Source organism: Palleronia sp. THAF1 (assembly GCF_009363795.1).
Classification (GTDB): Bacteria; Pseudomonadota; Alphaproteobacteria; order Rhodobacterales; family Rhodobacteraceae; genus Palleronia.
The window spans coordinates 1,003,055-1,029,321 of record NZ_CP045420.1 but is presented as its reverse complement, the minus strand read 5'-3'; the positions used below and the strand labels follow the sequence as shown (position 1 = coordinate 1,029,321).

Sequence of the window (26,267 nt, the reverse complement as noted above, 5' to 3'; positions counted from 1 at the left end):
GGAGGAAACGATCGGCGCTTCGACATGAAATCGGGAGGATACTCATGACGAAATCGAACCTGACGCGCCGCGGTCTGATGAAGACCGGTGCCGCGACCGGCATCGCGCTTGCGACGCCCACGATCTTCACCGGATCGGTCTGGGCCGCCGCCCACACCGGCTTCACCAACGCGCCAGAAGGCGACACCGTCACGCTGGGCTTCAACGTGCCCCAGTCCGGCCCCTACGCCGATGAAGGCGCCGACGAGCTGCGCGCATTCGAGCTGGCGGTCGAGCACCTGAACGGCGAAGGCGACGGCGGCATGATGCGGACGTTCTCCAGCCAGGTGCTGGAAGGCAACGGCATCAACGGCAAGCGGGTTCAGTTCGTCACCGGCGACACGCAGACCAAGTCTGACGCCGCACGCGCATCCGCGCAGTCGATGATCCAGAAAGACGGCGCGATCATGATCTCGGGCGGTTCTTCGTCCGGTGTGGCCGTGGCCGTGCAGGACCTGTGCCAGACCGCTGGCGTCATCTTCATGGCGGGCCTCACGCACTCCAACGACACGACCGGCAAGGACAAGAAGGCCAACGGCTTCCGCCACTTCTTCAACTCCTACATGTCGGGTGCCGCTCTCGCGCCGATCCTGGTCGACCAGTACGGCAACGACCGTAAGGCCTATCACCTGACCGCCGACTACAACTGGGGCTACACGACCGAGCAGGCCATGCGCGAGTCGACCGAAGCCCTTGGCTGGTCCACCGTGAACTCGGTCAAGACGCCGCTGACGCAGACGGACTTCTCGTCCTACATCGCGCCGGTCCTGCAGTCCGACGCCGATGTCCTCGTGCTGAACCACTACGGCGGCAACATGGTCAACTCGCTGACCAACGCCGTCCAGTTCGGCCTGCGTGAGCGCATGGTCGGCGACAAGCAGTTCGAAATCGTCGTGCCGCTGTACTCCGAGCTGATGGCGCGCGGTGCGGGTCAGAACATCGCCGGCATCCTTGGTTCGCAGAACTGGGACTGGAAGCTGGAGAACCAGCTGGGCGACCGCTACTCCGGCACCAACGCCTTCGTTCAGTCCTTCGGCGAAAAGTACGGCTTCCCGCCGTCGCAGGCCGCGCACACCTGCTACGTGCAGACGATGCTCTACGCCGATGCCGTCACCCGTGCAGGCTCGTTCAACCCCTGCGCCGTGGTCGAAGCTCTCGAAGGCTTCGAGTTCGACGGCCTGGGCAATGGTCCGACCACCTACCGTGCCGACGATCACCAGTGCTTCAAGGACGTGGTCGTGGTGCGCGGCAAGGAGAACCCCGAGAACGAATTCGACCTGGTCGAAATCGTCGAGGTCACGCCTGCCGAGCAAGTCACCTACGAGCCGGACAACGCCCAGTTCGCCGGTGGCTCCTTGGGTGAGTGCAACCCCGGCGCGTAATGCGCCCCGCCCCGGGCTTCGGTCCGGGGCATCGCGCCATCAGCGGCGCATCGTCTGACCAAATACACAGACACAAGAGTATCACCGCTGCCCTTTCGGGGCGGCGGCACAGGAAACGTGCAAGCCGGAGTCCGCCGCAATGGAAGCCATCATCCTTCAAGTCCTGAACGGTCTGGACAAGGGCAGCGCCTATGCGCTGATCGCCTTGGGCCTTACCCTCATTTTCGGCACCCTTGGGGTCGTCAATTTCGCCCACGGCGCGCTGTTCATGCTGGGGGCCTTCTGCGCCGTCACCATGTCGAACCTGCTGCAACTCAGCCACGAGGTCGTCGTCGAAGGGCGCACCGACTTCCTTGGCAACCCGATGACCATGGATGTGCCCTACATCTACAGCATCTTCGGTGAGAACCTAGGCGCTGGCATCATCGACTGGGCGGTTCCGATTTCCATCCTCTTCGCCATTCCCGTGATGATCGGCATCGGGGTCGCGATGGAGCGCGGCCTGATCCGCCACTTCTACAAGCGCCCCCACGCCGACCAGATCCTTGTGACCTTCGGCCTGGCCATCGTGCTGCAAGAGGTCATCAAGTATTTCTACGGCGCCAACCCGATCCCGACACCCGCGCCGGACGCCTTCGTCGGCAGCTTCGACTTCGGGATGCTGCTGGGCTTTGACGCAGGCTCGATCGTGTACCCCTACTGGCGCCTGATCTACTTCCTGTTCGCCATGGTCGTGATCGCCGCAGTCTTCGGCTTCCTGCAGTTCACCACCTTCGGCATGGTCGTTCGCGCCGGTATGGCCGACCGTGAAACGGTAACCATCCTTGGCATCGACATCGACAAGCGCTTCACCATCATGTTCGGCATCGCGGCCGCTGTCGCAGGACTTGCTGGGGTGATGTACACGCCGATCAACAGTCCGAACTACCACATGGGCATGGATTTCCTTGTGCTGTCCTTCGTCGTGGTCGTCGTGGGTGGCATGGGCAGCCTTCCGGGCGCCGTGCTGGCGGGCTTCCTTCTGGGCATCATCGAGGCTTTCGCGTCCATGTCCCAAGTGCTCGACCTGGTGCCCGGCATCAATCAGATCATCATCTACCTGGTGGCCATCATCGTGCTGCTGACCCGCCCCCGTGGCCTGATGGGCCGCAAAGGCGTGATGGAGGAATAAGCCATGACCGATCAAACAACATCCGCCCCCGTCGCCGCTGGCCGATCCACGACACGCGCCAAGTCGGCCTCTATCCTGGGCCTGCGCAAAAAGGACTTCGGCCTATTCCTACTGGTGGTCGGGTTGACCGTGCTTGCGCCGTTCATCCTGAACCCCTTCCCGGTGGACAGCGGCATGGCCTTGTTCAACGCCGGCTATCCCGACCTGATGCAGCGGTTCGTGATCTTCGGCACCTTCGCCATCGGCTTCAACATCCTGTTCGGGCTAACCGGCTACCTCTCGTTCGGCCACGCAGCCTTCCTGGGTGTCGGTTCCTACGCGGGCATCTGGATGATGAAGCTGCTGACCACCAACGTCATCCCGGCGATCATCGCGTCGGTCGTCGTGGCGGGCCTGTTCAGCCTGCTCGTGGGCTACATCAGCCTGCGGCGGTCGGGCATCTACTTCTCGATCCTGACGCTGGCCTTCGCCATGATGTCCTACGCGCTGGCCTATTCGGTCCTGACGCCCATCACGGGTGGCGAGACCGGCATGCAACTGAAGCTGGCCGACCCGCGCATTCTGGATGGTCTCTTCGGTGCAGGCGAAGGTGCGCGCCCCTCTGCCAACCTCTTCGGGCTTGATATGAAAGCCAGCTACGAGCTGACCGTCGGCGGCTGGGCCTTCACGCTGAACGCGGGCTATTACATTGCCGGTGCGATGATGCTGCTGGCGTTCTACCTGTCGATCCGCCTTTTCCGCTCGCCCTTCGGCATGATGCTGCGGGCGGTGAAGTCGAACCAGAACCGCCTGAATTACACCGGAATCAGCCCCAAACCCTACACGCTGGCGGCCTTCGTGATCTCTGGCATGTATGCCGGTCTGGCCGGTGGCCTGCTGGTGGCGATGGACACGCAGGTGGGCGCGGAACGCATGTTCTGGACTGCATCGGGCGAGGTAGTCCTGATGACCATCCTCGGCGGCGCTGGCACCCTGATCGGGCCGGTGCTGGGCGCGGGCTTCATCAAGTACTTCGAGAACATCGTGTCGACCATCAACAAGACCACGCTGGAGACCTGGTTCGCGATCTTCCCGGACGGCCTGTCCGACGTCTTCGTCACCATCATCTACCCCTTCGTCGGCAAGGGCTGGCACCTGACGCTTGGCCTGATGTTCATGCTGGTGGTCATCTTCCTGCCCGGTGGTCTGGTCGAGGGCGGCACCCGCTTCGCCACCATCTTCCGCCGCGACCGCAAAAGCGCCCACGTGGAAGACACAGCCGCCGCCAAGCGCGACGCCTCGGAATAAGGAGAGACACCATGGGTATTCTGGAAGTCAAAGGCGTCAACAAGCGCTTCGGTGGTCTGCAGGCGTTGGGTGACGTGAACCTGTCCGTCAAGGAAAACACCTGCCACGCCATCATCGGCCCGAACGGGGCCGGCAAGTCCACGCTGCTGAACTGCCTTGTGGGCAAGCTGATACCGGACTCAGGCTCTGTCACGTTCGACGGCACCTCCGTGCTGGGCCGCAAGCCCTATGAGATCAATCAGATGGGTATTTCTCGCGTGTTCCAGACGCCGGAAATCTTCGCCGATCTGACCGTGTTCGAGAACGTGATGATCCCCTGCTTCGCCAAGCGTGACGGCTCGTTCCGCATGCACGCCATCGAGCGCACGGAGCATGAAACCGATATCACCGCCCAGGCCGAGCAGATGCTGGACGAGGTGAACATGCTGGGGAAACGCGACATCGTCGCCTCCAGCCTGTCCCGCGGTGACAAGCGGCGCTTGGAAATGGCGATGTGCCTGTCCCAGAAGCCCAAGCTTTTGCTGCTGGACGAACCGACCGCCGGCATGGCGCGGGCCGATACCAACAACACCATCGACCTGCTCAAGACCATCAAGGCCAAGGGCAACTTGACCATGTGCATCATCGAACACGACATGCACGTCGTCTTCTCCCTTGCCGACCGGATCACCGTTCTCGCGCAGGGCACCCCTCTGGTCGAGGACGAGCCAGAGAACATCAAGGGCAACCCCAAGGTGCGCGAAGCGTACCTTGGCGAAGCCGAAGTCTAGGAGCAGCCGCGATGAACAAACCCGCCACAACCGAAGGCTTCGACCGCAACGCCAACCACGCGGCCACCGCCCCTGCGTTCCTGTCCGTCTGGAACCTGGAGGCGTATTACGGCGAAAGCTACATCGTCCAGAACGTCAGCTTCAACGTCCATGAGGGCGAGATCCTCGCCCTTCTGGGCCGCAACGGCGCGGGCAAAACGTCCACCTTGCGCGCCATCGCGCGGGTCGGCACGCCTGAAGTCCGCCACGGCGAAATCTGGCTGGACCATAAGCCCCTGCATGACATGAAAGCCCATGAGGCCGCCGCCAACGGCATCCAGTTGGTGCCCGAAGACCGCCGGATTATCCCCGGCCTGACAGTGCAGGAGAACCTTGAACTGGCGCAGATCGCGCCGCCCAAAGGCTGGTCCATCGACCGTGTGTTCGAACTGTTCCCCCGCCTTGGCGAACGCCGCAAGCAGGAAGGCGTAACCTTGTCTGGCGGCGAACAGCAGATGCTGGCCATCGGCCGCGCCCTGTGCCGCGACATCAAGGTGTTGCTGCTGGATGAACCCTACGAAGGTCTGGCTCCTGTTATCGTGCAGGAAATTGCAAAGACGTTGCAGATCATCCGCGATCAGGGGATCACCACGATCCTGGTGGAACAAAACGCCATCGCCGCTTTGAAGCTGGCCGACCGCGCGGTGATCCTGGACACCGGCTCTGTCGTATTCGACGGCTCGGCCAAGGAAGTCTTGGAAGACGAGAAGCTGCGGCAGGAATACCTCGCCATCTAGGCGACCCGGCCTAGAGTTCTGCATGATAGCCCGACCCGCCAAGGGGCCGGATCGCAAGATCTGTGGAGGAGACAGAGATGAAAGACGAAACCGCCGCGAAGACGTATGCGCCATCCGAAGATTTCGTACGAAAGGCCCATATCGACGGCGCCACGTACGACGAGATGTACGACCGCTCGATCAAGGACCCCGAAGGCTTCTGGGGGGAACACGGCAAGCGGATCGACTGGATCAAGCCCTACACAAAGGTCAAGAACACCGATTTCACCTATGGTCAGGTGGACATCAAATGGTTCGAGGACGGCACCCTGAACGTCGCCGCCAACTGCATCGACCGTCACCTGAAGGACCGTGGCGACCAGACCGCGATTATCTGGGTTCCGGATGAGGACGACGGCAGCGACCAGCACATCAGCTACAACCAGCTCGCCTCTCATGTCGGCAAGTTCGCCAACGTCCTGAAGGAGATGGGCGTCGAAAAGGGCGATCGGGTCGTCATCTACCTGCCCATGATCCCGCAAGCCGCCTACGCCATGCTAGCCTGCGCACGCATCGGCGCCATCCACTCAGTCGTCTTCGCGGGCTTCTCGCCCGAAGCGCTATCCAGCCGCATCAACGGCTCCAAGGCCAAGGTTGTCATCACCTCTGACGGCAGCCCCCGTGGCGGTCGCGTGACGCCCCTGAAGCAGAACGCCGACAAGGCGTTCGAGAAGGTCGAACACGACGCCAAGATGCTGGTCGTCAAGCGTGCGGGCAATGACATCAACTGGGAAGACGGTCGCGACCACTGGCTGCACGAGATGGAAGACGGCGTGTCCGACTCCTGCCCGGCAGAGGAGATGAACGCCGAAGACCCGCTGTTCATCCTCTACACCTCTGGCTCCACCGGCCAGCCCAAGGGCGTGGTGCATTCCACCGGCGGCTATATCGTCTACACGTCGATGACTCACGAATACACCTTCGATTACCACGACGGCGACGTCTATTGGTGCACCGCAGACGTGGGCTGGGTCACCGGCCACAGCTATATCGTCTACGGCCCGCTCGCGAACGGCGCCACGACGCTGATGTTCGAAGGCGTGCCCACCTACCCCGACGCGGGCCGCTTCTGGAAGATCTGCGCCGACCACAAGGTCAACCAGTTCTACACTGCCCCTACCGCCATCCGCGCGCTGATGGGCAAGGGGAACGAGCCGGTCGAAAAGCACGACCTGTCGTCGCTGAAACTGCTGGGCACTGTGGGCGAGCCGATCAACCCAGAGGCGTGGCACTGGTACAACGACGTCGTCGGCAAGGGGAACTGTCCCATTGTCGACACGTGGTGGCAGACCGAAACCGGCGGCCACATGCTGACCCCCCTGCCCGGCGCCACGCCCACCAAGCCCGGATCGGCCACCAAACCCTTCTTCGGCATCCAGCCCGTCGTGCTGAATGCTGAATCGGGTGAAGTGCAGGACGGCAACGGCGTCGATGGCGTACTGGCCATTGCCGACAGCTGGCCCAGCCAGATGCGCACGGTCTACGGCGACCACGACCGCTTCATGAACACCTACTTCCAGCAGTACAAAGGCTACTACTTCACCGAGGACGGCTGCGTCCGCGACGAGGATGGCTATTACTGGATCACGGGCCGCGTCGATGACGTCATCAACGTCTCGGGCCACCGTATGGGCACGGCGGAAGTCGAATCCGCGCTGGTCAGCCACAAGGCCGTGAACGAGGCCGCCGTCGTCGGTGTCCCGCACGATGTGAAGGGTCAGGCGATCTACTGCTACGTCTCGCTCATGGACGGGAATGAGCCGTCGGACGAGCTGAAGAAAGAGCTTCAGGATCACGTCCGCGCGGAAATCGGCCCCATCGCCAAGCCCGACTTCATCCAGTGGGCCCCCGGCCTGCCCAAGACCCGGTCGGGCAAGATCATGCGCCGCATTTTGCGAAAGGTCGCCGCGAACGAGCATGACAGCCTGGGCGACACTTCGACCCTGGCAGAACCCGAAGTCGTGGACGATTTGATCGCGAACCGCCTGAACAAGTAGGCGCTTCCTACGAAGACAAATGTGCCCCGTCGGACCCGCTCCGGCGGGGCCTTTTCCTGCGACAAAACGGAACGCCCGTCCGAACACCGCGTTGACTTTATGCCCCGTGTATTTGGAGGATCTAAAAATGTTCTATCGTTATCAAAGCCTTACCCTCGCCACCGTTCTGGCTGCCGCGCCCGCCTTTGCGCAAGAGCAAGACGCGCCGGCTTCCGAGACCATCAGCCCATTGGCAGAAATTCTGGGCGTCGATCCCGGACCCGAAGAGTTTGAAGATATCGCCATCGACGGCCTCTCCGTCGAAAGCCTGCGTGGCGCACCCGTGGTATCCACGACGGAAGAGAGTCTCGGCGCCGTTCAGGATGTGCTGATCGATGAAGACGCCGAGGATAAGCTCGTTATCGACCGTGGTGGCATCTTCGAAATGGGCTCGCGGGACGTCGTCTTGCCACTGTCGCAGGCGCAAGTCATGGAGACGGCAGCGGGATCGCTACGCGTCGTCACTGCCGCAGATTTCGACGCGCTTCCCACTGAGGATTGAGGTTGCACCCATTGCCGCAGGCAGGGAACGGGCGTGGGTCTGACGCATTGGCCGTGGCAAACAGGAGAACTTCATGCGCCTCGTGCTCGCCACCCTACTCGCCCTACCGCTTCCCGCATTAGCCCAAGATTCCGTGCCGGTCGAAGACGCACCTTTCAAAGAAGCGGGCAACCTTGCCTCCCGTCTCGAAGGTACGGCCGACATGGCTGGCCCCTTCTCTCCGGTGCCACCAGAGGCGATCACAACCGAACTCGTCACCCAAGCCGAGGTGCTCGACGTCGCCGGAAACCGCATCGGCAGCGCGCGCGGCGTGCTGATCGAACGTGACGTGCCAGTCGCGCTGGTCTTTGAAGTCGGCGGCGTCTTCGGCGTGTTCGAGCGCCCGGTTGCCGTGCCGCTTATCGATGCCGACATCGGCCAATCTGCGACCGGCGCGATCCGCATCATCTTGGATATCACCGCCGCGGAATTGCAGAACATGGACCGCTACGAAGGCCCGCCGCTGGCAGAATGAGCCGCACGGACTATCCCGAAACGCCTGATGGCCGTTACTTCGTCTCCAAAGGGCGTTTATGGCGCAAGACCGATCCTCGTTTAGACGATTCGACCCGCCGCGCCGCCGTCAAACGCTTGATGCAGGCGCGGCGGGCCGTGGGACAGGCGGAAACGGAAGCTGAGACGACAGCCGCCCGCGCACGCGTTGATGAAGCGAAACGCGACTTGGGCGAACGTGGCCCCGTCTGGTGGAATGACGACGCGCCGGACCAGACGCAAAAAGCCCCGAAGAACTCGACCTACGCCGACTGGTGGGCCGATCTGTCAGACGCGGAGAAAGAGCGCGGCACCTGATCTTCATCGTTCCGCAAATACCTCACGGGGGTCCGGGGGTGTGAAACCCCCGGCGATCATAACGGCAGCGCGGTCGTGTATTTCAGCTCTTCCATGGACAGAAGCGCCGTCACGTTGTGGATGTTCACCTCAGCGATCAGCGCTTGGTAGAACACGTCATAGGCCCGCGCATTCGCGACCCGTACCTTCAGGATATAGTCGATATCGCCCGCCAGCCGGTGCGCCTCTTGCACCTCCGGTCGCGCTTTCAGGGCCGCTAGAAAGCGCTCTTGCCAATCTTTCTCGTGGGCCGAGGTGCGGATCAAGACGAAGAAACACGCGTCGAACCCCAGTGCCTCGGCATCCAGAATGACCGTCTGCGCGCCGATCAGACCCGCCTCGCGCATCTTGCGGATACGATTCCACACAGGCGTCTTGGATGACCCGACGACCTTGGCTATGTCGTCCAAAGATTGCCCCGCATCGCGCTGCAATTCCCGAAGAATTTTCCGATCAAGGTCGTCCACGCGAACATCCATTCCGATCTTCTCCCACGTCGCGGACACTCGGTCCAAATCCTGCGCAACTCAGGACACACGTTCCTTATACAGCCCCGTCCCCTGCAATACAGCGGGATAATGTTCTATCTCAAGCCTACGAACGCAGGAGCCGTCCCGATGCAGCATTTTCCGATTTTTCTGAACCTCGCCGGTCGGCGTGTGGTGCTGTCAGGTGGTGGGGAAGCCGCACTGGCCAAGCTGCGGCTGATCCTGAAATCCGAAGCGCATGTCACAGTGTTCGCAGCCGCCCCTGCGTCTGAGATCCGCGACTGGGCCGCGCAGGGCAAGCTGCGCCTCGTCCGCCGTGCGCTGGATCACGGTGATGCCCTTTGTGCCGCGCTGTTCTACGCTGCCAATGACGATGACGCGGAAGATGCGCGCGTCGCCGCCCTCGCCCGTGCCGATGGCGCGCTGGTGAACATGGTCGACAACCTGCACGGCAGCCAGTTCATTACCCCCGCCATCGTGGACCGTGATCCCGTGACCATAGCCATCGGCACCGAAGGCGCGGCCCCCGTTCTGGCCCGCCAGATCAAGCGCGAGCTGGAAGAGCGTCTGTCCCCGGTGCTGGGCCCCCTCGCCCGCATCGGCAAGACTTTCCGCAAGATGGCCGACGCCCTGCCCATGGGGCGGGCACGCCGTGACTTCTGGGCCGACTACTACGATCAGGCCGGGCCCCGCGCCCATGCCGCAGGCGGCGAGACTGCCGTGCGCGAAACGCTCGACACTCTGCTGACCAAGCACCTGACCCGCACGGCGCGGGAAGGTCACGTGGCCTTCGTCGGCAGTGGCCCCGGCGATCCCGATTTGCTGACCATGAAAGCCCGCCGCGCGCTGGACGAAGCGGATGTCGTGATCTTCGACCGTCTGGTAACGCCCGAAATACTCGAACTCGCCCGCCGCGAGGCTCTGATGATCGACGTGGGCAAGGAAGGCTTCGGCCGCCACACGCCGCAGGATGAGATCAACGCCCACATCGTGCGCCACGTCGCCGATGGCCATCAGGTCGTGCGTCTCAAATCCGGCGACCCTACCGTTTTCGGTCGGCTCGACGAGGAAATCGAAGCCGTCACCGCCGCCGGTCAATCTTGGTCCATCGTACCCGGCATCACGTCGGCTTCTGCCGCTGTTGCTTCGATCGGGCAGTCGCTTACGCGCCGCGGCCGCAACGCCAATGTTCGGTTCCTGACCGGCCACGACATGAAAGGCTTTGCCGACCACGACTGGGCCGACCTTGCCACCCCCGGCCAGGTCGCCGCGATCTATATGGGCAAGCGCGCCGCGCGATTCATTCAGGGCCGTCTGCTGATGCATGGCGCCGATCCGGAAACGCCCGTCACGGTCATCGAAAACGCCTCTCGCCCCAACGAGCGCACGCTCGCCACGACGCTGGCCGAGCTGGAGCCCGCGCTGACCAATGCCGCTTTCGATGGCCCCGCCATGGTCCTTCTGGGCTTGGCACCGCGCCAGGCGGAGAGCCGACATACGTCTGAGACGTTGCAGACGGTTGATATTTCTATTGAGGAGGCTCTCTGATGCCCCGCGCTTTCACCCCAAAGGTCGTCACCGCAAATCGCCTGCTGGAAGGCGATGCCGTCTGGCTGACCGCCGACGACCGTTGGACCACCGATATGTCCGAGGCCGAATTGATCGAGGACGAGGCCGTTTCCCAAGACCGTCTGCTCTTCGCCATGGGTCAGGCCGACGTCGTCGTCGGCGCTTATCTGGCGGATGCGAAAGCGGGCGAAGACGGCCCCGAACCGACCCACTTCCGAGAGGCGTTCCGCACCCGCGGCCCGTCCAACTACGCCCACGGCAAACAGGCGGAGGCCTGAAATCATGTATCAGTACAACGACTTCGACGAGGCGTTCGTGCGCGAGCGCGTGGCCCAATTCTCTGCCCAGGTGCAGCGCCGCATCGACGGCTCGCTGACCGAGGACGAGTTCAAACCACTGCGCCTGATGAACGGGCTCTACCTGCAGTTGCACGCCTACATGCTGCGCGTGGCGGTGCCCTACGGGACGCTCAATGGTCGCCAGATGCGGCAGCTCGCTCATATCGCGCGCACCTACGATAAAGGCTATGGCCACTTCACCACGCGCCAGAACATTCAGTTCAACTGGCCGAAACTGAAGGACGTTCCGCAGATCCTGTCCGATCTGGCGGACGTCGAGATGCACGCCATCCAGACCTCTGGCAACACGATCCGAAACGTCACCGCCGACCATTTCGCCGGTGCCGCGAAGGACGAAATCGCCGACCCGCGTCCCTATGCGGAATTGCTGCGCCAGTGGTCCACCGACCACCCGGAATTCCAGTTCCTGCCCCGCAAGTTCAAGATCGCGGTGTCCGGTTCGACCCACGACCGTGCCGTTGTGCGTGCCCACGACATCGGGCTCGAGATCGTCGAGAAGGACGGCGAGCGCGGCTTCCGCGTGCTTATCGGCGGCGGCCTTGGTCGCACGCCCATAATCGGCAAGGTCGCCCGCGAGTTCCTGCCCGAAGCCGATCTGCTGCCTTACTGCGAGGCGATCGTCAGCGTCTACAATCTGCTGGGCCGGCGCGACAACAAGTACAAGGCGCGCATCAAGATCACCGTGCACGAGACTGGTCTGGAAGAGATTTCGCGGATGATAGAGGAACGGTTCTCCCAGATCCGTCCCGCCTTCACCGGCGTGGACCAACAGCTTCTGGGTCAGATCAAGGACGCGTTCTCTGCGCCCGATTACGTTGCCAAAGACGACGACGCGTTCCAGATCGCCTACGACAATGACCCGCTGTTCCGGGCTTGGGTCGACACCAATGTCACCGACCACGTGCGCGACGACCACGCCATCGTCTCGATCTCGATCAAGACGCCGGGCCAGACTCCGGGTGACGCGACCGCCGAGCAGATGGTCGCCATGGCAGAACTTGCCGAAAGCTTCGGCTACGACGAGCTGCGCATCAGCCACGAGCAGAATGTCATCCTGCCCCATGTCGCCCGCGCCGACCTGCCGGAAGTCCACGCCGCCCTGCGCGACGTGGGTCTGGCGGCGGCAAACATCGGCCTGATTTCGGACATCATCGCCTGCCCCGGTATGGATTACTGTGCGCTGGCGACCGCCCGCTCGATCCCCGTCGCGCAGGACATCGCGCTGCGGTTCGAGGAATTGAAGCTGGCCCACGATATCGGCCCGCTGAAGATCAAGATATCCGGCTGCATCAATGCCTGCGGTCATCACCATGTGGGCCACATCGGAATTCTTGGCCTCGACCGTGCGGGCGTCGAGAACTACCAGATCACGCTGGGCGGTGACGGCACGGAAGACGCCGCCATCGGCACCCGGACCGGCCCAGGTTTCGCCTACGACGAGATCGTGCCCGCCATCGAGCGCCTGTTACTGGCCTATCTGGACCTGCGCGAAGGCGAGGATGAGACGTTCCTGCAAGCCTATCGCCGCGTCGGGATGGAGCCATTCAAGGCAGCGCTCTACCCGGAAAAGGAAAAAGTCGATGCGGCATGAAGCCTTCGACCAATCGGTAAGCGACCGTGTCGTAGCTCTGAACAAGAGCTACGCGCACCACGCCGCCATCGACGTGCTGCGCCATGCGCTGAAGGACGCGCAAGTCGGTCGCGTGGCGATGGTGTCGTCCTTCGGCGCCGAATCCGTCGCACTGCTGCACCTTGTGGCTCTCGTCGATCCCAAGACGCCTGTGCTGTTTCTGCAAACCGAAATGCTGTTCCCCGAAACGCTGGAGTATCAGCAAACGGTGGCAAAGCGGCTGGGGCTGGAAGACGTGCGCCTGATCCACCCGGATGAGGATGACAAGGCGCGCATGGACCCGGACGGACTGCTGCACCGGACCGACCCCGACGCCTGCTGCAACTTCCGAAAGACCGTGCCGCTGGCCAATGCCCTGAACGGGTTTGACGCCTGGATTACGGGCCGCAAGCGGTTCCAAGGCGGCAAGCGCGCCGATCTGGAGTTCTTCGAGGAAGAACCGGGCACCGGTCGTATCAAGATCAACCCGCTCGTCCATTGGGAGCGCGACGGGGTTCGCGAGTACATGGTGAACAACCGCCTGCCCCGGCACCCGCTAGTGGCACAGGGCTATCCGTCCATCGGTTGCAAGCCCTGCACGTCCAAGGTCGCTCCGGGAGAGGACGAACGCGCCGGACGCTGGCGCGACACCGACAAGGAAGAATGCGGTATCCACTTCGTGAACGGCAAGATGGTCCGCATCGGCGCAGGAGAACAGGCATGAGCGTAATCGTCACCGATACGGGCTTTGCGGCCGACGACTGGGATGCGGGCTATACCCTGATCCAGAACCACCCCAGTGACGAGGCCGGTCGCGGTCTGGCGTTGGATTTACCATCGGACACCGACCCCACGCAACTGGCCGACAAGCTGGACGGCGTCGCGATGATCCGCGTCGATTTCCCCAGTTTCGCAGACGGACGTGGCTTTACCATCGCGCGTCACTTGCGGCGGCTGGGATACGACGGACGGCTGCGCGCCAAGGGGCACGTGATCGCTGACCAATATGCCATGGCGCGCCGCTCCGGCTTCGACGAGGTCGAGATCGACGACGATCTGGCCGCGCGCCAGCCCGAAGCCCAGTGGCGCGCGCGCGCCGACTGGCAGGCGCACAGCTATCAGAACCGTCTGCGCGGCTGACCGCCGTCTTTCGCATTATTCCGAATGACACTACAGAGGGCCGGATTTCTATTCGGCAGAGCATATGAACGACATGACCCTTTCGACCCAAGCCAAGCCCAAGGCCCTGCCCGACGCGCAGACCGTCCTTAGCGTGACCCACTGGACCGACCGTCTGTTCTCGTTCCGCGTGGCCCGCCCCGCATCTCTTCGTTTCCGTTCGGGCGAGTTCGTGATGATCGGACTGTTGAAGGATGACGGCAAACCGCTGCTGCGCGCATATTCCATCGCCTCGCCTGCGTGGGACGACGAGTTGGAGTTCTATTCGATCAAGGTGCAGGACGGCCCGCTGACCAGCCGCCTGCAACATATCCAGCCGGGCGATCAGATCATCATGCGGCCAAAACCTGTGGGCACGCTGGTCCACGACGCTTTGCTGCCTGGCAACCGGCTGTGGTTTTTCTCGACCGGCACCGGCATCGCGCCCTTCGCGTCGCTTATCCGTGAGCCGCAGACCTACGAGGACTACGATCAGGTTATCCTGACCCACACCTGCCGCGACGTGGCCGAACTGGAATACGGGCGGCAACTGGTCGAGCAGGTAAAATCGGACGAGATGATGTGCGAATTGACGGAAGGTGGCGTGAACAAGCTGGTCTATTATCCAACCACGACCCGCGAAGAGAGCCCGAAGATGGGCCGCGTTACCGATCTGCTGAAGTCGGGCGAGATCTTCCGCGATCTGGGAATTGACGGCATCACTGCAGAAACGGACCGCGCGATGGTCTGTGGCTCCATGGGGCTGAACACCGATCTGAAGGAGATCCTGGAAGGGTTCGGTCTTCGCGAAGGCGCCAACAGCGATCCGGCAGAGTACGTCGTGGAAAAGGCCTTCGTCGGATAGCAAAACGCCCGCGCCGATTTGGCGCGAGCGTTTCGATAATGCAAAAACGGCCCGCGTCCGTCACGGGCCGCTTTAGTTTCTATTGCATGCCAAAGGCGCTGCGCAGTCGGTTGGTCAGCGCTTCAACCGCCACGTCGTTTTCGGGATCGACGTTGGTCACGGCATTGGTCAGTGCGGTGCGGACCATGTCGTTCATCTCGGCATTTTCCAAAGCGGTCGTCAGCGCGTCAGGGTCGAACCCGTCGACCGTCAGTGCCTGCTCCAGAATAGCGCGACCTTCAGATTGGCTGGTCTCTGCGGCTTCTGCACCGACTGTGCCTTCCTCCTGAGCGGCATCGACGGCATCGTCCTGAGCGGCGGCCGCCGGGGACTCTCCATCGCGGGCGGTGGCCAGCGCCTCTTCGGTTGCCTCGGCAGAGGCAGCACCCGTGTCGCTGGTCTCAACTTCGGTCTGCTCGGCGACGTTGTCATTCTCATCCGCCGGGCTGGCCTCCGCCGTGTCTTCGCCCGCTACAGTCGCGTCGCTGTCGTCCATCGCAGCAGCATCGTCCATCGCGGCGCTGTCGGTCTCGGGTGCGGGCTCGTCATCGACCGAGGTCATCTGTGTGTTCTCGGTGTCACTGTCCGACTCGGCCATCGCATCGGTCTCAGGCGCGACTTCATCGTCCACCGATGTCATCTCGGCATCGCCCCCGGCCATATCTTCGCTCTCGGCGGTGACGTTCTCGCCAGCCTCGTCAGCCGTCGTCTCTACCGTTTCAACCTCCGAACTGGTCTCGGTCGCATCGGCCTCTTCTTCCTGACAGGCGGCGAGCACCATTCCGGCGGCCAGCAGGGCGGCAATGGATGTCATACGTGTGAACATGGGTCATCTCCTTCTCGTCGGCAGGATAATTCCTGCAACATGATTCACGTAACAACGCACCGGCAGACCCTTCAGGTTCCGTCAGTGCTTGAACGGGCGTCGTCGGACGGCTATCTAAGCGACCTGATAGCCATTACCCGTGAGGATACACCCATCGCCCGCAGACCACACAACGCGCCGCCACAGCGCGATACCGGCCCCCGCGTCAACGGACGCATCCGGGCCTCCGAGATCCGGCTGATCGGCGCAGAAGGCGAGAACGTCGGCGTCGTAACGCCCGAGCGCGCCATGCAGATGGCAGAGGATGTCGGTCTCGACCTGGTCGAGATCTCGCCCAATGCGACGCCGCCGGTCTGCAAGATCATGGATTTCGGCAAATTCAAGTACGAGACCCAGAAGAAAGAGGCCGAGGCCCGCAAGAAGCAGAAGATCATTGAGGTGAAGGAGGTGAAGTTCCGCCCCAACACCGATACGCACGACTATGAAGTCAAAATGCGGAACGTCTTCAAATTTTTGGAAAACGGCGACAAGGTGAAGGTCACCCTGCGGTTCCGTGGCCGCGAAATGGCGCACCAGAACCTGGGCCGTGAGCTGCTGGAGCGGGTCGCGGAAGATACCAAGGAAATCGGCAAGGTCGAGAACTTCCCGAAGATGGAAGGCCGCCAGATGGTCATGATGATCGGACCGTCGACGAAATAAGGCCGCCACGTCTTACAAGCGCATAAGCCCGGCCCCGGTGGTCGGGCTTTTTCGTATCCTGGTCCTGCTTCATTGTTCCGAAAGTACCTCGGGGGAGGCGACCGCAGGGCGACGGGGGCAGCGCCCCCACCTATCCGGCCCGTGGATGCGGACGCGCCGGGCTTTCCTTCAGTAGCCCGCCCACGCCCATGGCCGCGATCTCTGCGCCTGTCGGCACCAACCCGCAGCACAGTCGTTCCAACACCCAATCGGCACCGTTCAGCGCAGGCGAGCGCGCGCAGCCGGGCAGACCGATGACCGGACGCCCGCCAAGATCGCCGTAGAACAGCAGGTTGCCGGGATCGACGGGCATCCCGAAGCGGGTCATGCGACCACCGGCTCGCACCAGCCCCTCTGGCCCCACATCGCGAATGTCAGAGGTGGCCGAGGCCGTCAGCAGCAAGGCCAGATCGCTGTCCACCCCGGCAAGTGCGGTGGCGATGGACGGCGCATCGTGGGGCACGACCTCTACCCCCGCCAACGCCATCCCCAGCCGGTCGAGCCGGGTCGCGATGGCGGCCTCGCCTTTGCCCGGCCCCTGCCCCAGATCGGTGATGATCAGTGTGGCATCGCGCAGCTTCACCGGGATGCGCGTCAGGGCGTTGGCGCATAGCGCAGCCGCCTGATCGATCACTGCGCCGTCAACCGCATAAGAGATGATCTTGACCGTCGCGACCATGGTGCCTGCCTCTACCCGTGCAAAGGGCGCCAACGTGGCCACCGTGACCGTCGGGTCTAATAGGTTCAGCGCATGCAACGCATCGGTGTCCAATCCCAGAATGCCCGGCCCAGTGGCGTAGAAGTTCACGCGTCCCGTGCTGGCCTCTGTCACACGCAGCCCAGCGGCCTTGGGATCGGGGACGAGCGCTGCGGCGATGCGCGCGGCGGCAGCGTCTTCGGTCAGATCCCCGGCGGCCAACGACGCCGCGACGACAGAACCCACGCCGGCCGAGCGAAGCACCACGATATCCTCTGCGCTCAAGACCCGCCCCTTCCGGATGCGCCCGCCTTCGAGGCGAAGCGAATGAGCGAGGATTGCGCCCTCTGCTCGATCCAGCGGGACCTCTCCGAAGTCCATCAGCCGCGTCGCAGGCGTTGGGTGATCTCGGCCATAACCGAAATCGCGATCTCCGCCGGGCTGCGCGAGCCAATGTTCAGGCCAACGGGTGCATGGATGCGTGCGATCTGGTTGGCGTCAAAGCCCTTTTCTTCCAGCCGCGCGACACGTTTGGCATGTGTGCGGGTCGATCCCAGGCAGCCAAGGTAGAACACATCCGCGCCCAGCGCCGTCTCGATTGCCGGGTCGTCGATCTTCGGATCGTGGGTCAGCGTCACGACGGCCGTGCGCGCATCCAGCTCGTGCTGCGCCATCGCCTCGTCAGGCCAGTCATGCAGCAACGTCTCTCCAGGGAAGCGCTCGGGCGAGGCAAAGCTTTCGCGCGGGTCGATCAGCACCGCGTCATAGCCTGTCATGCGCGCCATCTGCATCAGCGGCTGCGCGATATGAACGCCGCCGACGACGACCATGCGCAGCGGCGGGTTGTGGATCGCGATGAAAGTATGCGCATCATCCTGAAAGCCGGACCGGTCCAGCCGGAACCGGTCAGCGTGCTCGGGCGGACCGGACAGATCACGCGTCCAGTTCTCGGTATCGACAACGTAGGCCACCTGCTGACGTGCGGCTCGCGCTGTCACCAGACGTTCCAAGAGATCGGGTGACAAGTCGCCATCGCGCACCGGCTCGACCATGACCCGGATGCGGCCACCGCAGGCAAGGCCTACGGCAAAGGCCTCGTCATCGCTGACGCCGAACTCCAGTATGCGCGCGCCGCCCTGCTCGACCGCTTCCAGCGCTTCGACCACCACGGCGCCTTCGACGCAACCGCCAGAGACGGACCCCGCGATCTGCCCCTCGCCAGAGATCGCAAGCTGACTGCCGACGGGACGCGGGGCGGATCCCCATGTCTCGACCACGGTGGCCAAGGCCGCGCCCTTGCCTTCGCGATGCCAGTCCAACGCGATGGCGGGGATGTCGTCGTAGTGGGTGTCGCTCATGGAGTCCTCCGGTTGGGTCAGAGATAGGGCCGCGATGTGCGTTGCGGAAGGCCACTTTCGAATGGGGGCCAGGCGACGGAAAAAGGCCGGCCCCGAAGGACCGGCCCTGTCTCTACCCGAAGCTTCGGATCAGTTCGCAGCGGCAATCTGCAGAAGCGGGGTCACGTTGCGCACGGTGGCGCGACGGTTCTCGCGGATGTCGCCTTCCTGCGCGACCTTCAGGAAGCGCTCGCCGTAGCCTTGGACCACAAGGTTCGAGGCTGGCACGTCGAAATACTCCGTCAGCGCCAGCGCCACTGACTCCGCGCGGCGGTCGGACAGCGCAAGGTTGTAGGCCCCGTTGCCGACGGTATCGGTGTGACCTTCCACGAGGAAGATCGCACGCGGGTTTTCCGCGATGCTGTCGCGAATGTACTGACCCAGACCGCGCAACTCATCGGCCTGCTCGGGACGGATGGCGGCAGAGCCTGTTTCGAAGGTGATCGATTCAAGATCGACGGCGGGCACCTGCTGGCGGACCTCGGCGATGTTGCGCACTTGGCTCAAGCTGTAGGCGCGATCAAAGGACCGATCGGTTGCCAAGGCCTGACGCAAAGCGGCTTCATCGGCCAAGTTGACCGTTTGCGACTGCTGCGTGGTCTGCTGCAGTTGCTGGACGTTCACCGGCTGGATGTTCTCGTTCAGGTCGTCGATCAGCACGACTTGCTCACCGTTGGGCGAGATCCGCACGCGGCGCACGACACGCAGTTGATTGTCACGGATGGTGACGATCTGGGTGCCATCCTCATACGTCACGGTGGAACGGCTGGAGCCGTCGTCGAACGTCTGGTTCTGAACCTGCGCACCGGGTTGGGCCAGCAGCGAGTTGTCGTCCTTGATCAACTCATACCCACCGTCGCTGCCCGAAACGACAACACGGTCGTTCGAGGATGCGACGACCTGCTGATTGCCGCGCAACAGCATGCCAACACCGAGAGCACCGGCACCAAGGACAAGCGCTTTTTCCAGATCGGTCAGACCGGAAATGCCGTCTTCGTTGTCGTTATCGTCATCGTCATCGTTGTTGGCCTGAGCGGTCGCATCGGCCGGCTGGGCGTTGATCGACTCCTCGAAATCTTCCGAGCTGGAGCGCGTGTCGGTGATGGTCGTTGTCTCGCTTTCGACGGCCTCCGCATCTTCGGACGCAGCAGCGGCGGCGGGGGCCGCGCCTTCAACGGCGGCTTGCTCGCTTTCCGTCATGGTCTGCTCTTCGGGCGCGACGGTCGAGGTTTCGGCAGTCGTCTCGGACTCGATGTCCGTCACCGTCTCGCTATCGGCGGTTGCGTCACCTTCGGCTTCGACGTCGGCGTTTGCCTGACCTTCGGCCTCGGCTTCGGCGGCTCCGAGTTGCTGCTCCAGATCGTCCGTAGACGGCATGGTGTCGTCCGTCGCGGTTTCGGCGTCAGTCTCAGCTTCGGCCTCAGCTTCTGCTTCCAAGGGTGCTTCGGTCTCGGTTTGAGCCTCGGTCTCCATTTCCGCTTCGGAGCCGGCCTCCGTCTGTGCTTCGACTTCAGTTTCCGCTTCGACAGCTGCATCCGCTTCGGCGTTCACGTCTGTATCCGCACCAAGCTGCTCCTGCAGGTCAGCCTCGGACGGCATCTGTTCGGTGCTTTCCGGCGCGGCCTCGGGGGCGGTTGTCGACTCTGGCGCGGCCTCTTCAGCCGGGGCTTCAGCGGCAGGGGCTTCGATAGCGGGTGCTTCTTCCGCGGGAGCCTCTTCCACTGGCGCTTCGGCGGCAGGCGCTTCCTCATTCACCGTGCCGACATCAGCGGGCGCTTCGGGTTCGGCAGCGGCTTCGGGGGCTTCCGGCGCGGCAGGTGCCTCGGAGGGTTCGGCTTCTAAGCCAGCCTCGGCTTCCGCTTCCGCTTCGGGACCGTTCTGAATTTGCGCCTGCAGCTGTTCCGGATCAACGCCTTGGGATACTGCATCCTGCGTCGCGGTCAGACATTCGGCAGAGGTGATATCGGCCGAGCAGGCCTCGACGGCGCGGGACTGTGCGTCGGTCGCCTGAGCGAGCGCCGGGAAGGGCACGATCAGGTTCAACGAAGCGACGAGCGCGGTGGTTGTCTTAAGAGACTTCAACATGGAAAACATCCTTGAGGAGTTGGGTTGCCTGCTAACAGCTGAGCGCGGCGGACGTTCCTTCAAGGGCGTTTTTCGGCGTGGTTATCGCATATCACACGCCCAAAAGGCGCATCATGCGCGCTTTCTCGCCGACGTCGTCGGGTTTGGCGATCGCAGCGGCCAATCCTTCCAGCGATGCGATGTCGTGACCGGCGCGAAAGCTGTCCACGTGGCGCAGGATCGTGGCGATGCCCTTGGCCTTTGGAGCGAAGCCATCGAAGCGCAACAGCGGATTGAGCCAGATCACGCGGCGCGCGGTAAGCTGCAGGCGGGTGATCGCGCGCTCCAGCTCATCCGGGTCACCCCGATCAAGGCCATCGGTGATCAGAAGAACGATGGCCCCCTGCCCCATGACCCGACGCGACCAGTCGCGGTTGAACTCTGTCAGGCACTGGCCGATCCGGGTGCCGCCCTCCCAGTCCTGCGCCTGCGCACCGGCGGCGGCGAGGGCCGCATCCACATCGCGCTGGCGTAGGTGGCGGGTGATATTGGTCAGCCGCGTTCCGAAGGTGAAGGCGTGCACATCCGCCCAGCCCGCGCCCTTCTGGTTCGAGACTGCATGCAGGAAGTGCAGCACCGCGCGGGAGTAATGCGACATCGATCCAGAGATGTCGCAGATCGCCACCAGAGCGGGCCAGCGGATGCGGGGCGTGCGACGCTCAAACCGGGTGAGTTCGCCCCCAGACCGCATCGCCGTGCGCATCGTGCGCCGCCAATCGGGCGACAGACCCTGCGGCGCGGCGATGGTGCGGCGGGACTTCAACGGCTGCACCGGCAGGGTCAGCCGCGCGATCATCTTCTTCGCGCGCGCCATTTCCGCGTTCGACATCTGCTCGAAATCCAGTGTCCGCAGGCGTTCCTCGTCGGACATGGTGCGGCTGGCGTCGACCTCTATCAGGGTGTCCTCTTGCGGCTCTTCTTCCAGCGGGGGCGGCAGGTCGGGTTCCTGCGCACCCTCCAGCAACGCCTCTGCCGCGCGTTTTTCGGCGGCCTTGGCGGTCCGTTCCTCGGCAACGCCGCGCACCATCGGCGACATGAAGGAAATCATCTGTTCCATGTATCGCGGGTCGCGCCAGTACAGGCGGAACACCTGATCGAAGGTCTCGCGCTGGTCGCGTTTGGTGACGAAGCAGGCGTGCAGAACCCAGTAGAAGTCGCGCTTGTCGGTGAAGCCTGCAGTCTCCACGGCGCGGATCGCATCGATCACGCGGCCCGGACCTATGGGCAGGCCAGCGGTGCGCAACGCACGGGCGAACCACGTGATGTTGTGCGCGAGCTTCGGGTGCTCCGGCAGGTCGAGATCGGTGTATTTCGCCATCGGTCCAAGCCGGGGGTCCTACCCCCGGACCCCCGAGGTATTTAAGGAACGATGAAGCAGCATCATGCTGGGCTGAGTTCCGCGTTGACCTCGTCCAACAGGCGCTTGGCTTCAGAGCCTTCCATGCGTTGAATGTCGTCCTGGTATTTAAGGATCGCGCCGAGGGTGTCGGCGATCACCTGCGGGCTAAGCTCCATCATGTCGAGCGCCAGCAAGCACTTCGCCCAGTCGATGGTCTCGGCCACGCCGGGCTTCTTGAAAAGGTCTTTCCCGCGCAGTTTCTGAACGAAAGCAACCACCTGCCGCGACAGATCGGCAGAGGCTTCGGGCGCGCGGGCTTGCAGGATGTCGATCTCACGCTCGAAGGCCGGGTAATCGACCCAGTGGTAAAGGCAGCGGCGCTTGAGCGCGTCGTGGACTTCGCGCGTGCGGTTCGACGTCAGGATTACGATGGGCGGCTCTGGCGCCTTGATCGTGCCGAGTTCCGGGATGGTGACGGCGAAGTCCGACAGGGCTTCCAGCAAGAAGGCCTCGAACGGGGCGTCGGTGCGGTCGATCTCATCGATCAAGAGGACGGGCGCGCCGCCGGTCTGGGGACGCATCGCTTCCAGAAGCGGTCGTGAGATCAGGTAGTCCTCGGTGAAGAGCTCCGTCTTCAGGGCCGCGCGGTCGGCCCCGCCGGTCGCTTCGGCCGAGCGAATCGCGATCATCTGCTCGGCGAAGTTCCATTCGTAGACGGCGGATGCGGCGTCCAGCCCTTCGTAGCATTGCAGGCGGATCAGCTTACGGCCCAGCGCGGCGGCGATGGCCTTCGCGATTTCGGTCTTTCCCGTTCCCGCCTCGCCTTCAAGGAACAACGGGCGGCCCAGGGTCAGCGCAAGATAGGCCACGGTCGCAAGCGGACGCCCGCAAACGTAGTCCTGATCGCGCAGCATGGTCTGCACATCGTCGATGGAAGCGGGCATGTCGGCCATGGTCTGTCCTTGCTGGTTGCCTGGCGATACCTGCACCCGACCGGCATAGGGTCAATGGCGCAAAAGTCCTAGACGCCCGCGCGCTGGAACAGGCGCACCAGCGTCATCGCGGTCTGCGCGTCGGGGGCGGTGCTGCCCGCCGACAGCAACAGGCGCCCGAACAGCTTGACCATGGCGGGATCGTGCAGCGCGGCATCGAAGCCCGCGCTGTGCCAACCGCGGCTGGCGGCTTCCGCCTCGGCCACGCCGGGCAGGCTGCGTAGGTGCTCCAACTCGCGCGCGGTGGCGGCGGCCATGGGGGCGATGGTGTCGTCGGGCACGGCGTTGAAGTTGCGTTCGACCCAGTATGTCAAGTCGATCGGCTTGTCGGTGTGGTTGGGCAACCCCCGCGCTACCTTCGCCACGAAGTCCTCTGCCGAGCGGACGGAGTAGTGGTTGAGTTGCACCAGATCGGTGGCCAGCGGCTGGCCCCACAGCATGATCTGATTGGCGCGGGCGAAGTCCTCTCCCAGCGGCTGGCCAGATCCGTCAACCCATGATGGCGCCGCGTCCTTGCGCGCCTTTGGGCGGTGCACGCCGGGGGCGCGGAACGCCTCTTGCCGGTAGAGCGTCTTGAAGAACCGCGACAGTGCCGGGTAAAGCGCATCGGGCGGGATCGCACGGGTATAAGCCTCGGTCGGCGGGGTTTCGGGGCGGCGCGCGTGGCCGTTGTGACCGAACAGTCGCCACGGAAGAACGATGGCATCGGCGCCCGCGCGGTCGATCAGCGCCGGGATCGTCGGCACCGATGGGCGCAGGTTCACGTATTCGTCGCAATCGATGACCATCGCCCAATCCGCGCGGCCATAGGCTGGCTGATCGCGCGCCTGTCGCAAGGCGGACCATTGCGGCGTGCGCCCTTCCGGCACGGCGTTGCGCACATGCGTGACGATCCCGGCCGCCTGCAACAAATCGAGCATCGTATCAGTGCCATCCGCGCAGTCGTTGGTGAAGAGCAGCCAGTCCGTCACCCCCGCCGCCCGGTGGTGGGCGATCCAGTGCAGCAGGTTCAGCCCCTCGTCCCGCAAGCTGGAGATCGCCAGTACCCTCATGGCGACAGCAGTGTGACGCCCGGCATGGCGGCGATGCGCGCGATATCCTCTTCATACAGACGGGTCATGGCGGTCAGGTCTTCGGGCGCATAGCCGGGCAGGCTATCGTCCTCGATCAGCTGCTCGGGATCGGCGAACCGCTCCAAGAACAGTTCGATGATCGACGCCGCTTGCGCGTCCGAGCGGGGCGGTTTTACAGCGACGTAGGATTCGAACGCCGCCCGACCCTGTTCCGTCATGATGTCTTTCGCGATATCGAATTGGCCGTCGAGCATCTCTTCACCGGCGATCCCGAAGCCGCTGCGCAGGACCTTGCCCCAAACGAAAGGCGTGTCCTCGTTGCACCAAACGGTGATCGGCGCATCCGGCGCGCCTTCGCGGATCTGCGCGATGACCTGGCTCCACCGGATCGAAAACGGATCGATCGCGCCTAGGAAATCTTCGATGTCCTGCGCTTCGCTGACCTTCGCGAACATGGCGGGCAGGAATGTCGCCGGATTGCGGATCGCCAACATGAAAGACACCGGATTGTCCGGGACGCAGTTGCGTAGCTCTCGCGCCTTTTGATCCGCGTTCACATACAGACCGCCGGCGGCCAGAACCCTCTGTGGCCCGGACAGAAAACTGTCGTATGACAGCACCAGACGGTCGACGAGGTTCGTGCCGATCAGGGACTGGAAGAGATGCTCTTGTTCGGACAGGTCCGCCGCGCGACCGCGCAGCAATTCCGTTGTGTATTCTCTAAGGATATCGGTAAAGAACTTCTGGCGCAGCACGCCCAGGTTGTATTTCTCTAACAACGATTTGTCGCGCTTGAGAGAGAAGATCAGGCTGTCTTCGCCGGTGCAATGCGCGCCCAGATGAAAGACGACATGCGTTTCCGGGTCGCTGTAGACGCGCTGATTGGCATGGGGGTCGGCGGAAGTCGGCACGGCAGTCCCATCATTGATCGGCAGCAGACATAGGCCATCGCTGACCCGCACGGCAAGCGCGAATGCCCATCACGGGCCAGCAACCGTCCCCTTCCTTCCTTAAAATTGCCTTGGGTTGGCATTAGGTATCACCGAAGACGGTCTTCGTGTGGGGCCGAATACCGGTTCCGGCCAAGAGGGGCAGACATGACCGAGACCATGGCAGCAGATGACGTGGCAAACATCGAAGAAGCTCGTCCGGTGGATGCCGCAGGCGTGCTGGAGCAGTTGCAGGCCGCAGCGGGCGATCGTGGCTACCACCGGGTGCTGGACGCCGATCATACCGCGACGCTCGTGTCCCGCGGAGCGACATTGATGGTGTCCTTTGAAGAGGTCGAGGTGACGCTGAAACGCGAATCCGGTCTGCCGGTGGCGCTGGACCTTGCCGAAGACAAGAACTGGTCCGTCCTCCACATCACTGCCGCCCGCCCCACCTGGTTTCGCAGCAACGCCGTGTTCGCCTTCTTCGACGATCTGGCCGATGACGTCTTCTTCGACGAATACGACCGCGTGATATTCTACGGCGCCGAAGCCGGTGGATACGCGGCGGCCGCCTATTCCGTAACAGCGCCGGGCGCGCGTGTGGTGGCGCTGGCCCCACAGGCCACCATGGAAACCCGCATCGCCGGTTGGGACACGCGGTTTCCGTCCGCGCGCCGGATCGCGTTCGGCGGACGCTACGCTTATGCGCCCGAGATGATCGAAGCCGCGGAAGAAGTCATGGTGTTGTTCGATCCCCAACAGCCGATGGACGCGATGCATGCCACCTTATTCCGCAACGCCAACGTCACCTTGATCCCTATGCCTTACATGGCGGATCCAGAGGGCGGATCGCTAGCGCTGGTGCTAGAGCGGATGGACCTGCTGCATCCGCTGATCGACGGCCTTGGAAGCGGCGAAATGAGCCGCGCCGACGCCCATAAGGCCCTGCGCAAACGCCACGGCGATCTGGTCTGGCTGCGGCGTCTGATTGTCCGCCTTGTCGCCCAGGATCGACAGCGCCTGATTGCCTTGGCTTGCAAGGCCAGCTTGAAGCGCGGCGGTGGGCCGATGTTCCGCAAGCGCCTGAACGCTGCCATTCAAGCGATGGACGCGCGCGGTGAGTATCCAGATTGGCTGGACGACTGACCCGGTCAGCGTGTCGTCCAGCTTAG

26 protein-coding genes are annotated in these 26,267 nt (G+C 63.3%); 17 read left to right on the top strand and 9 right to left on the bottom strand.

The annotated features are described in order from the left end of the window. Window positions 1-44: 44 nt before the first annotated feature. The 9 genes from FIU81_RS05175 to FIU81_RS05135 all read left to right on the top strand — a co-directional run bounded on the left by FIU81_RS05175 (window position 45) and on the right by FIU81_RS05135 (window position 8,851). Entirely contained in the window at window positions 45-1,421 is a 1,377-nt protein-coding gene (locus FIU81_RS05175) for a substrate-binding protein (RefSeq protein WP_124112427.1), read from the top strand. Between the two features lie 139 nt (window positions 1,422-1,560). Then, entirely contained in the window at window positions 1,561-2,592 is a 1,032-nt protein-coding gene (locus FIU81_RS05170; RefSeq protein ID WP_124112426.1) for a branched-chain amino acid ABC transporter permease, read from the top strand. A gap of 72 nt (window positions 2,593-2,664) precedes the next feature. Then, window positions 2,665-3,879: a branched-chain amino acid ABC transporter permease gene (locus tag FIU81_RS05165; RefSeq protein WP_124112477.1), complete on the top strand. Its 1,215-nt coding sequence runs from the start codon at window positions 2,665-2,667 to the stop codon at window positions 3,877-3,879. 11 nt (window positions 3,880-3,890) lie between these two features. Then, window positions 3,891-4,649 carry an ABC transporter ATP-binding protein gene (locus FIU81_RS05160; RefSeq protein WP_124112425.1) on the top strand — a complete coding sequence of 253 codons (759 nt, stop codon included), beginning with the start codon at window positions 3,891-3,893 and terminating at the stop codon, window positions 4,647-4,649. 11 nt (window positions 4,650-4,660) lie between these two features. Beyond that, a complete protein-coding gene (locus FIU81_RS05155; protein WP_124112424.1) occupies window positions 4,661-5,425 on the top strand; it encodes an ABC transporter ATP-binding protein in 765 nt (254 codons plus the stop codon). A gap of 77 nt (window positions 5,426-5,502) precedes the next feature. Continuing rightward, the gene (acs, locus tag FIU81_RS05150; RefSeq protein ID WP_124112423.1) at window positions 5,503-7,461 is read left to right on the top strand and encodes an acetate--CoA ligase; all 1,959 of its coding nucleotides are present in this window, start codon (window positions 5,503-5,505) and stop codon (window positions 7,459-7,461) included. Between the two features lie 127 nt (window positions 7,462-7,588). Beyond that, a complete protein-coding gene (locus FIU81_RS05145; protein WP_172971403.1) occupies window positions 7,589-8,002 on the top strand; it encodes a PRC-barrel domain-containing protein in 414 nt (137 codons plus the stop codon). A gap of 73 nt (window positions 8,003-8,075) precedes the next feature. Continuing rightward, on the top strand, window positions 8,076-8,516 hold the full coding sequence (locus tag FIU81_RS05140) for a PRC-barrel domain-containing protein (RefSeq protein ID WP_124112421.1): 441 nt from the start codon (window positions 8,076-8,078) through the stop codon (window positions 8,514-8,516). Next, entirely contained in the window at window positions 8,513-8,851 is a 339-nt protein-coding gene (locus FIU81_RS05135; protein ID WP_124112420.1) for a hypothetical protein, read from the top strand. The genes FIU81_RS05140 and FIU81_RS05135 overlap by 4 nt, the downstream gene beginning before the upstream one ends. A gap of 56 nt (window positions 8,852-8,907) precedes the next feature. On the opposite strand, the gene FIU81_RS05130 is transcribed toward FIU81_RS05135, so the two are convergent. Then, window positions 8,908-9,369, bottom strand: coding sequence for an Lrp/AsnC family transcriptional regulator (locus FIU81_RS05130; RefSeq protein ID WP_124112419.1), 462 nt, complete (start codon window positions 9,367-9,369; stop codon window positions 8,908-8,910). A 138-nt stretch (window positions 9,370-9,507) separates the two neighbouring features. Here FIU81_RS05130 and cysG point away from each other — a divergent pair, with 138 nt between their 5' ends. From cysG to FIU81_RS05100, 6 genes are all read left to right on the top strand, one after another. Then, a complete protein-coding gene (cysG, locus tag FIU81_RS05125; protein WP_124112418.1) occupies window positions 9,508-10,926 on the top strand; it encodes a siroheme synthase CysG in 1,419 nt (472 codons plus the stop codon). Then, the gene (locus tag FIU81_RS05120; RefSeq protein WP_124112417.1) at window positions 10,926-11,225 is read left to right on the top strand and encodes a DUF2849 domain-containing protein; all 300 of its coding nucleotides are present in this window, start codon (window positions 10,926-10,928) and stop codon (window positions 11,223-11,225) included. The genes cysG and FIU81_RS05120 overlap by 1 nt, the downstream gene beginning before the upstream one ends. 4 nt (window positions 11,226-11,229) lie before the next feature. After that, entirely contained in the window at window positions 11,230-12,897 is a 1,668-nt protein-coding gene (locus tag FIU81_RS05115; RefSeq protein ID WP_124112416.1) for a nitrite/sulfite reductase, read from the top strand. Next, window positions 12,887-13,639 (top strand): phosphoadenylyl-sulfate reductase, encoded by a 753-nt coding sequence (locus FIU81_RS05110; RefSeq protein ID WP_124112415.1) that lies wholly within the window; start codon window positions 12,887-12,889, stop codon window positions 13,637-13,639. Before FIU81_RS05115 ends, FIU81_RS05110 begins: the two co-directional genes overlap by 11 nt. Continuing rightward, window positions 13,636-14,055 carry a DUF934 domain-containing protein gene (locus FIU81_RS05105; RefSeq protein ID WP_124112414.1) on the top strand — a complete coding sequence of 140 codons (420 nt, stop codon included), beginning with the start codon at window positions 13,636-13,638 and terminating at the stop codon, window positions 14,053-14,055. The genes FIU81_RS05110 and FIU81_RS05105 overlap by 4 nt, the downstream gene beginning before the upstream one ends. 64 nt (window positions 14,056-14,119) lie before the next feature. Then, window positions 14,120-14,938, top strand: a complete 819-nt coding sequence (locus FIU81_RS05100) for a ferredoxin--NADP reductase (RefSeq protein WP_124112413.1) — start codon at window positions 14,120-14,122, stop codon at window positions 14,936-14,938. A 79-nt stretch (window positions 14,939-15,017) separates the two neighbouring features. Here FIU81_RS05100 and FIU81_RS05095 read toward each other — a convergent pair whose 3' ends face one another. Next, window positions 15,018-15,803, bottom strand: coding sequence for a hypothetical protein (locus FIU81_RS05095; RefSeq protein WP_124112412.1), 786 nt, complete (start codon window positions 15,801-15,803; stop codon window positions 15,018-15,020). A gap of 153 nt (window positions 15,804-15,956) precedes the next feature. Between FIU81_RS05095 and infC the strand changes: the two genes are divergently transcribed. Beyond that, complete coding sequence (infC, locus tag FIU81_RS05090; protein ID WP_124112476.1) at window positions 15,957-16,502, top strand: translation initiation factor IF-3; 546 nt, start codon at window positions 15,957-15,959, stop codon at window positions 16,500-16,502. 130 nt (window positions 16,503-16,632) lie between these two features. On the opposite strand, the gene FIU81_RS05085 is transcribed toward infC, so the two are convergent. The 7 genes from FIU81_RS05085 to FIU81_RS05055 all read right to left on the bottom strand — a co-directional run bounded on the left by FIU81_RS05085 (window position 16,633) and on the right by FIU81_RS05055 (window position 25,074). Further along, the gene (locus tag FIU81_RS05085) at window positions 16,633-17,619 is read right to left on the bottom strand and encodes a molybdopterin-binding protein (protein ID WP_124112411.1); all 987 of its coding nucleotides are present in this window, start codon (window positions 17,617-17,619) and stop codon (window positions 16,633-16,635) included. Continuing rightward, window positions 17,619-18,596 (bottom strand): XdhC family protein, encoded by a 978-nt coding sequence (locus FIU81_RS05080; protein WP_124112410.1) that lies wholly within the window; start codon window positions 18,594-18,596, stop codon window positions 17,619-17,621. The genes FIU81_RS05085 and FIU81_RS05080 overlap by 1 nt, the downstream gene beginning before the upstream one ends. 129 nt (window positions 18,597-18,725) lie before the next feature. Then, window positions 18,726-20,720: an OmpA family protein gene (locus tag FIU81_RS05075; protein ID WP_172971402.1), complete on the bottom strand. Its 1,995-nt coding sequence runs from the start codon at window positions 20,718-20,720 to the stop codon at window positions 18,726-18,728. Window positions 20,721-20,811: 91 nt separating this feature from the next. Beyond that, on the bottom strand, window positions 20,812-22,077 hold the full coding sequence (locus FIU81_RS05070; RefSeq protein WP_124112408.1) for a vWA domain-containing protein: 1,266 nt from the start codon (window positions 22,075-22,077) through the stop codon (window positions 20,812-20,814). A 62-nt stretch (window positions 22,078-22,139) separates the two neighbouring features. Next, the gene (locus FIU81_RS05065; protein WP_254696004.1) at window positions 22,140-23,051 is read right to left on the bottom strand and encodes an AAA family ATPase; all 912 of its coding nucleotides are present in this window, start codon (window positions 23,049-23,051) and stop codon (window positions 22,140-22,142) included. A 68-nt stretch (window positions 23,052-23,119) separates the two neighbouring features. Then, window positions 23,120-24,142 carry a glycosyltransferase family 2 protein gene (locus FIU81_RS05060; RefSeq protein WP_124112407.1) on the bottom strand — a complete coding sequence of 341 codons (1,023 nt, stop codon included), beginning with the start codon at window positions 24,140-24,142 and terminating at the stop codon, window positions 23,120-23,122. Continuing rightward, the gene (locus tag FIU81_RS05055) at window positions 24,139-25,074 is read right to left on the bottom strand and encodes a hypothetical protein (RefSeq protein ID WP_124112406.1); all 936 of its coding nucleotides are present in this window, start codon (window positions 25,072-25,074) and stop codon (window positions 24,139-24,141) included. Before FIU81_RS05055 ends, FIU81_RS05060 begins: the two co-directional genes overlap by 4 nt. A gap of 186 nt (window positions 25,075-25,260) precedes the next feature. On the opposite strand from FIU81_RS05055, the gene FIU81_RS05050 reads away from it, so the two are divergent. Then, window positions 25,261-26,241 (top strand): phosphoadenosine phosphosulfate reductase, encoded by a 981-nt coding sequence (locus tag FIU81_RS05050; RefSeq protein WP_124112405.1) that lies wholly within the window; start codon window positions 25,261-25,263, stop codon window positions 26,239-26,241. Window positions 26,242-26,267: the final 26 nt, after the last annotated feature.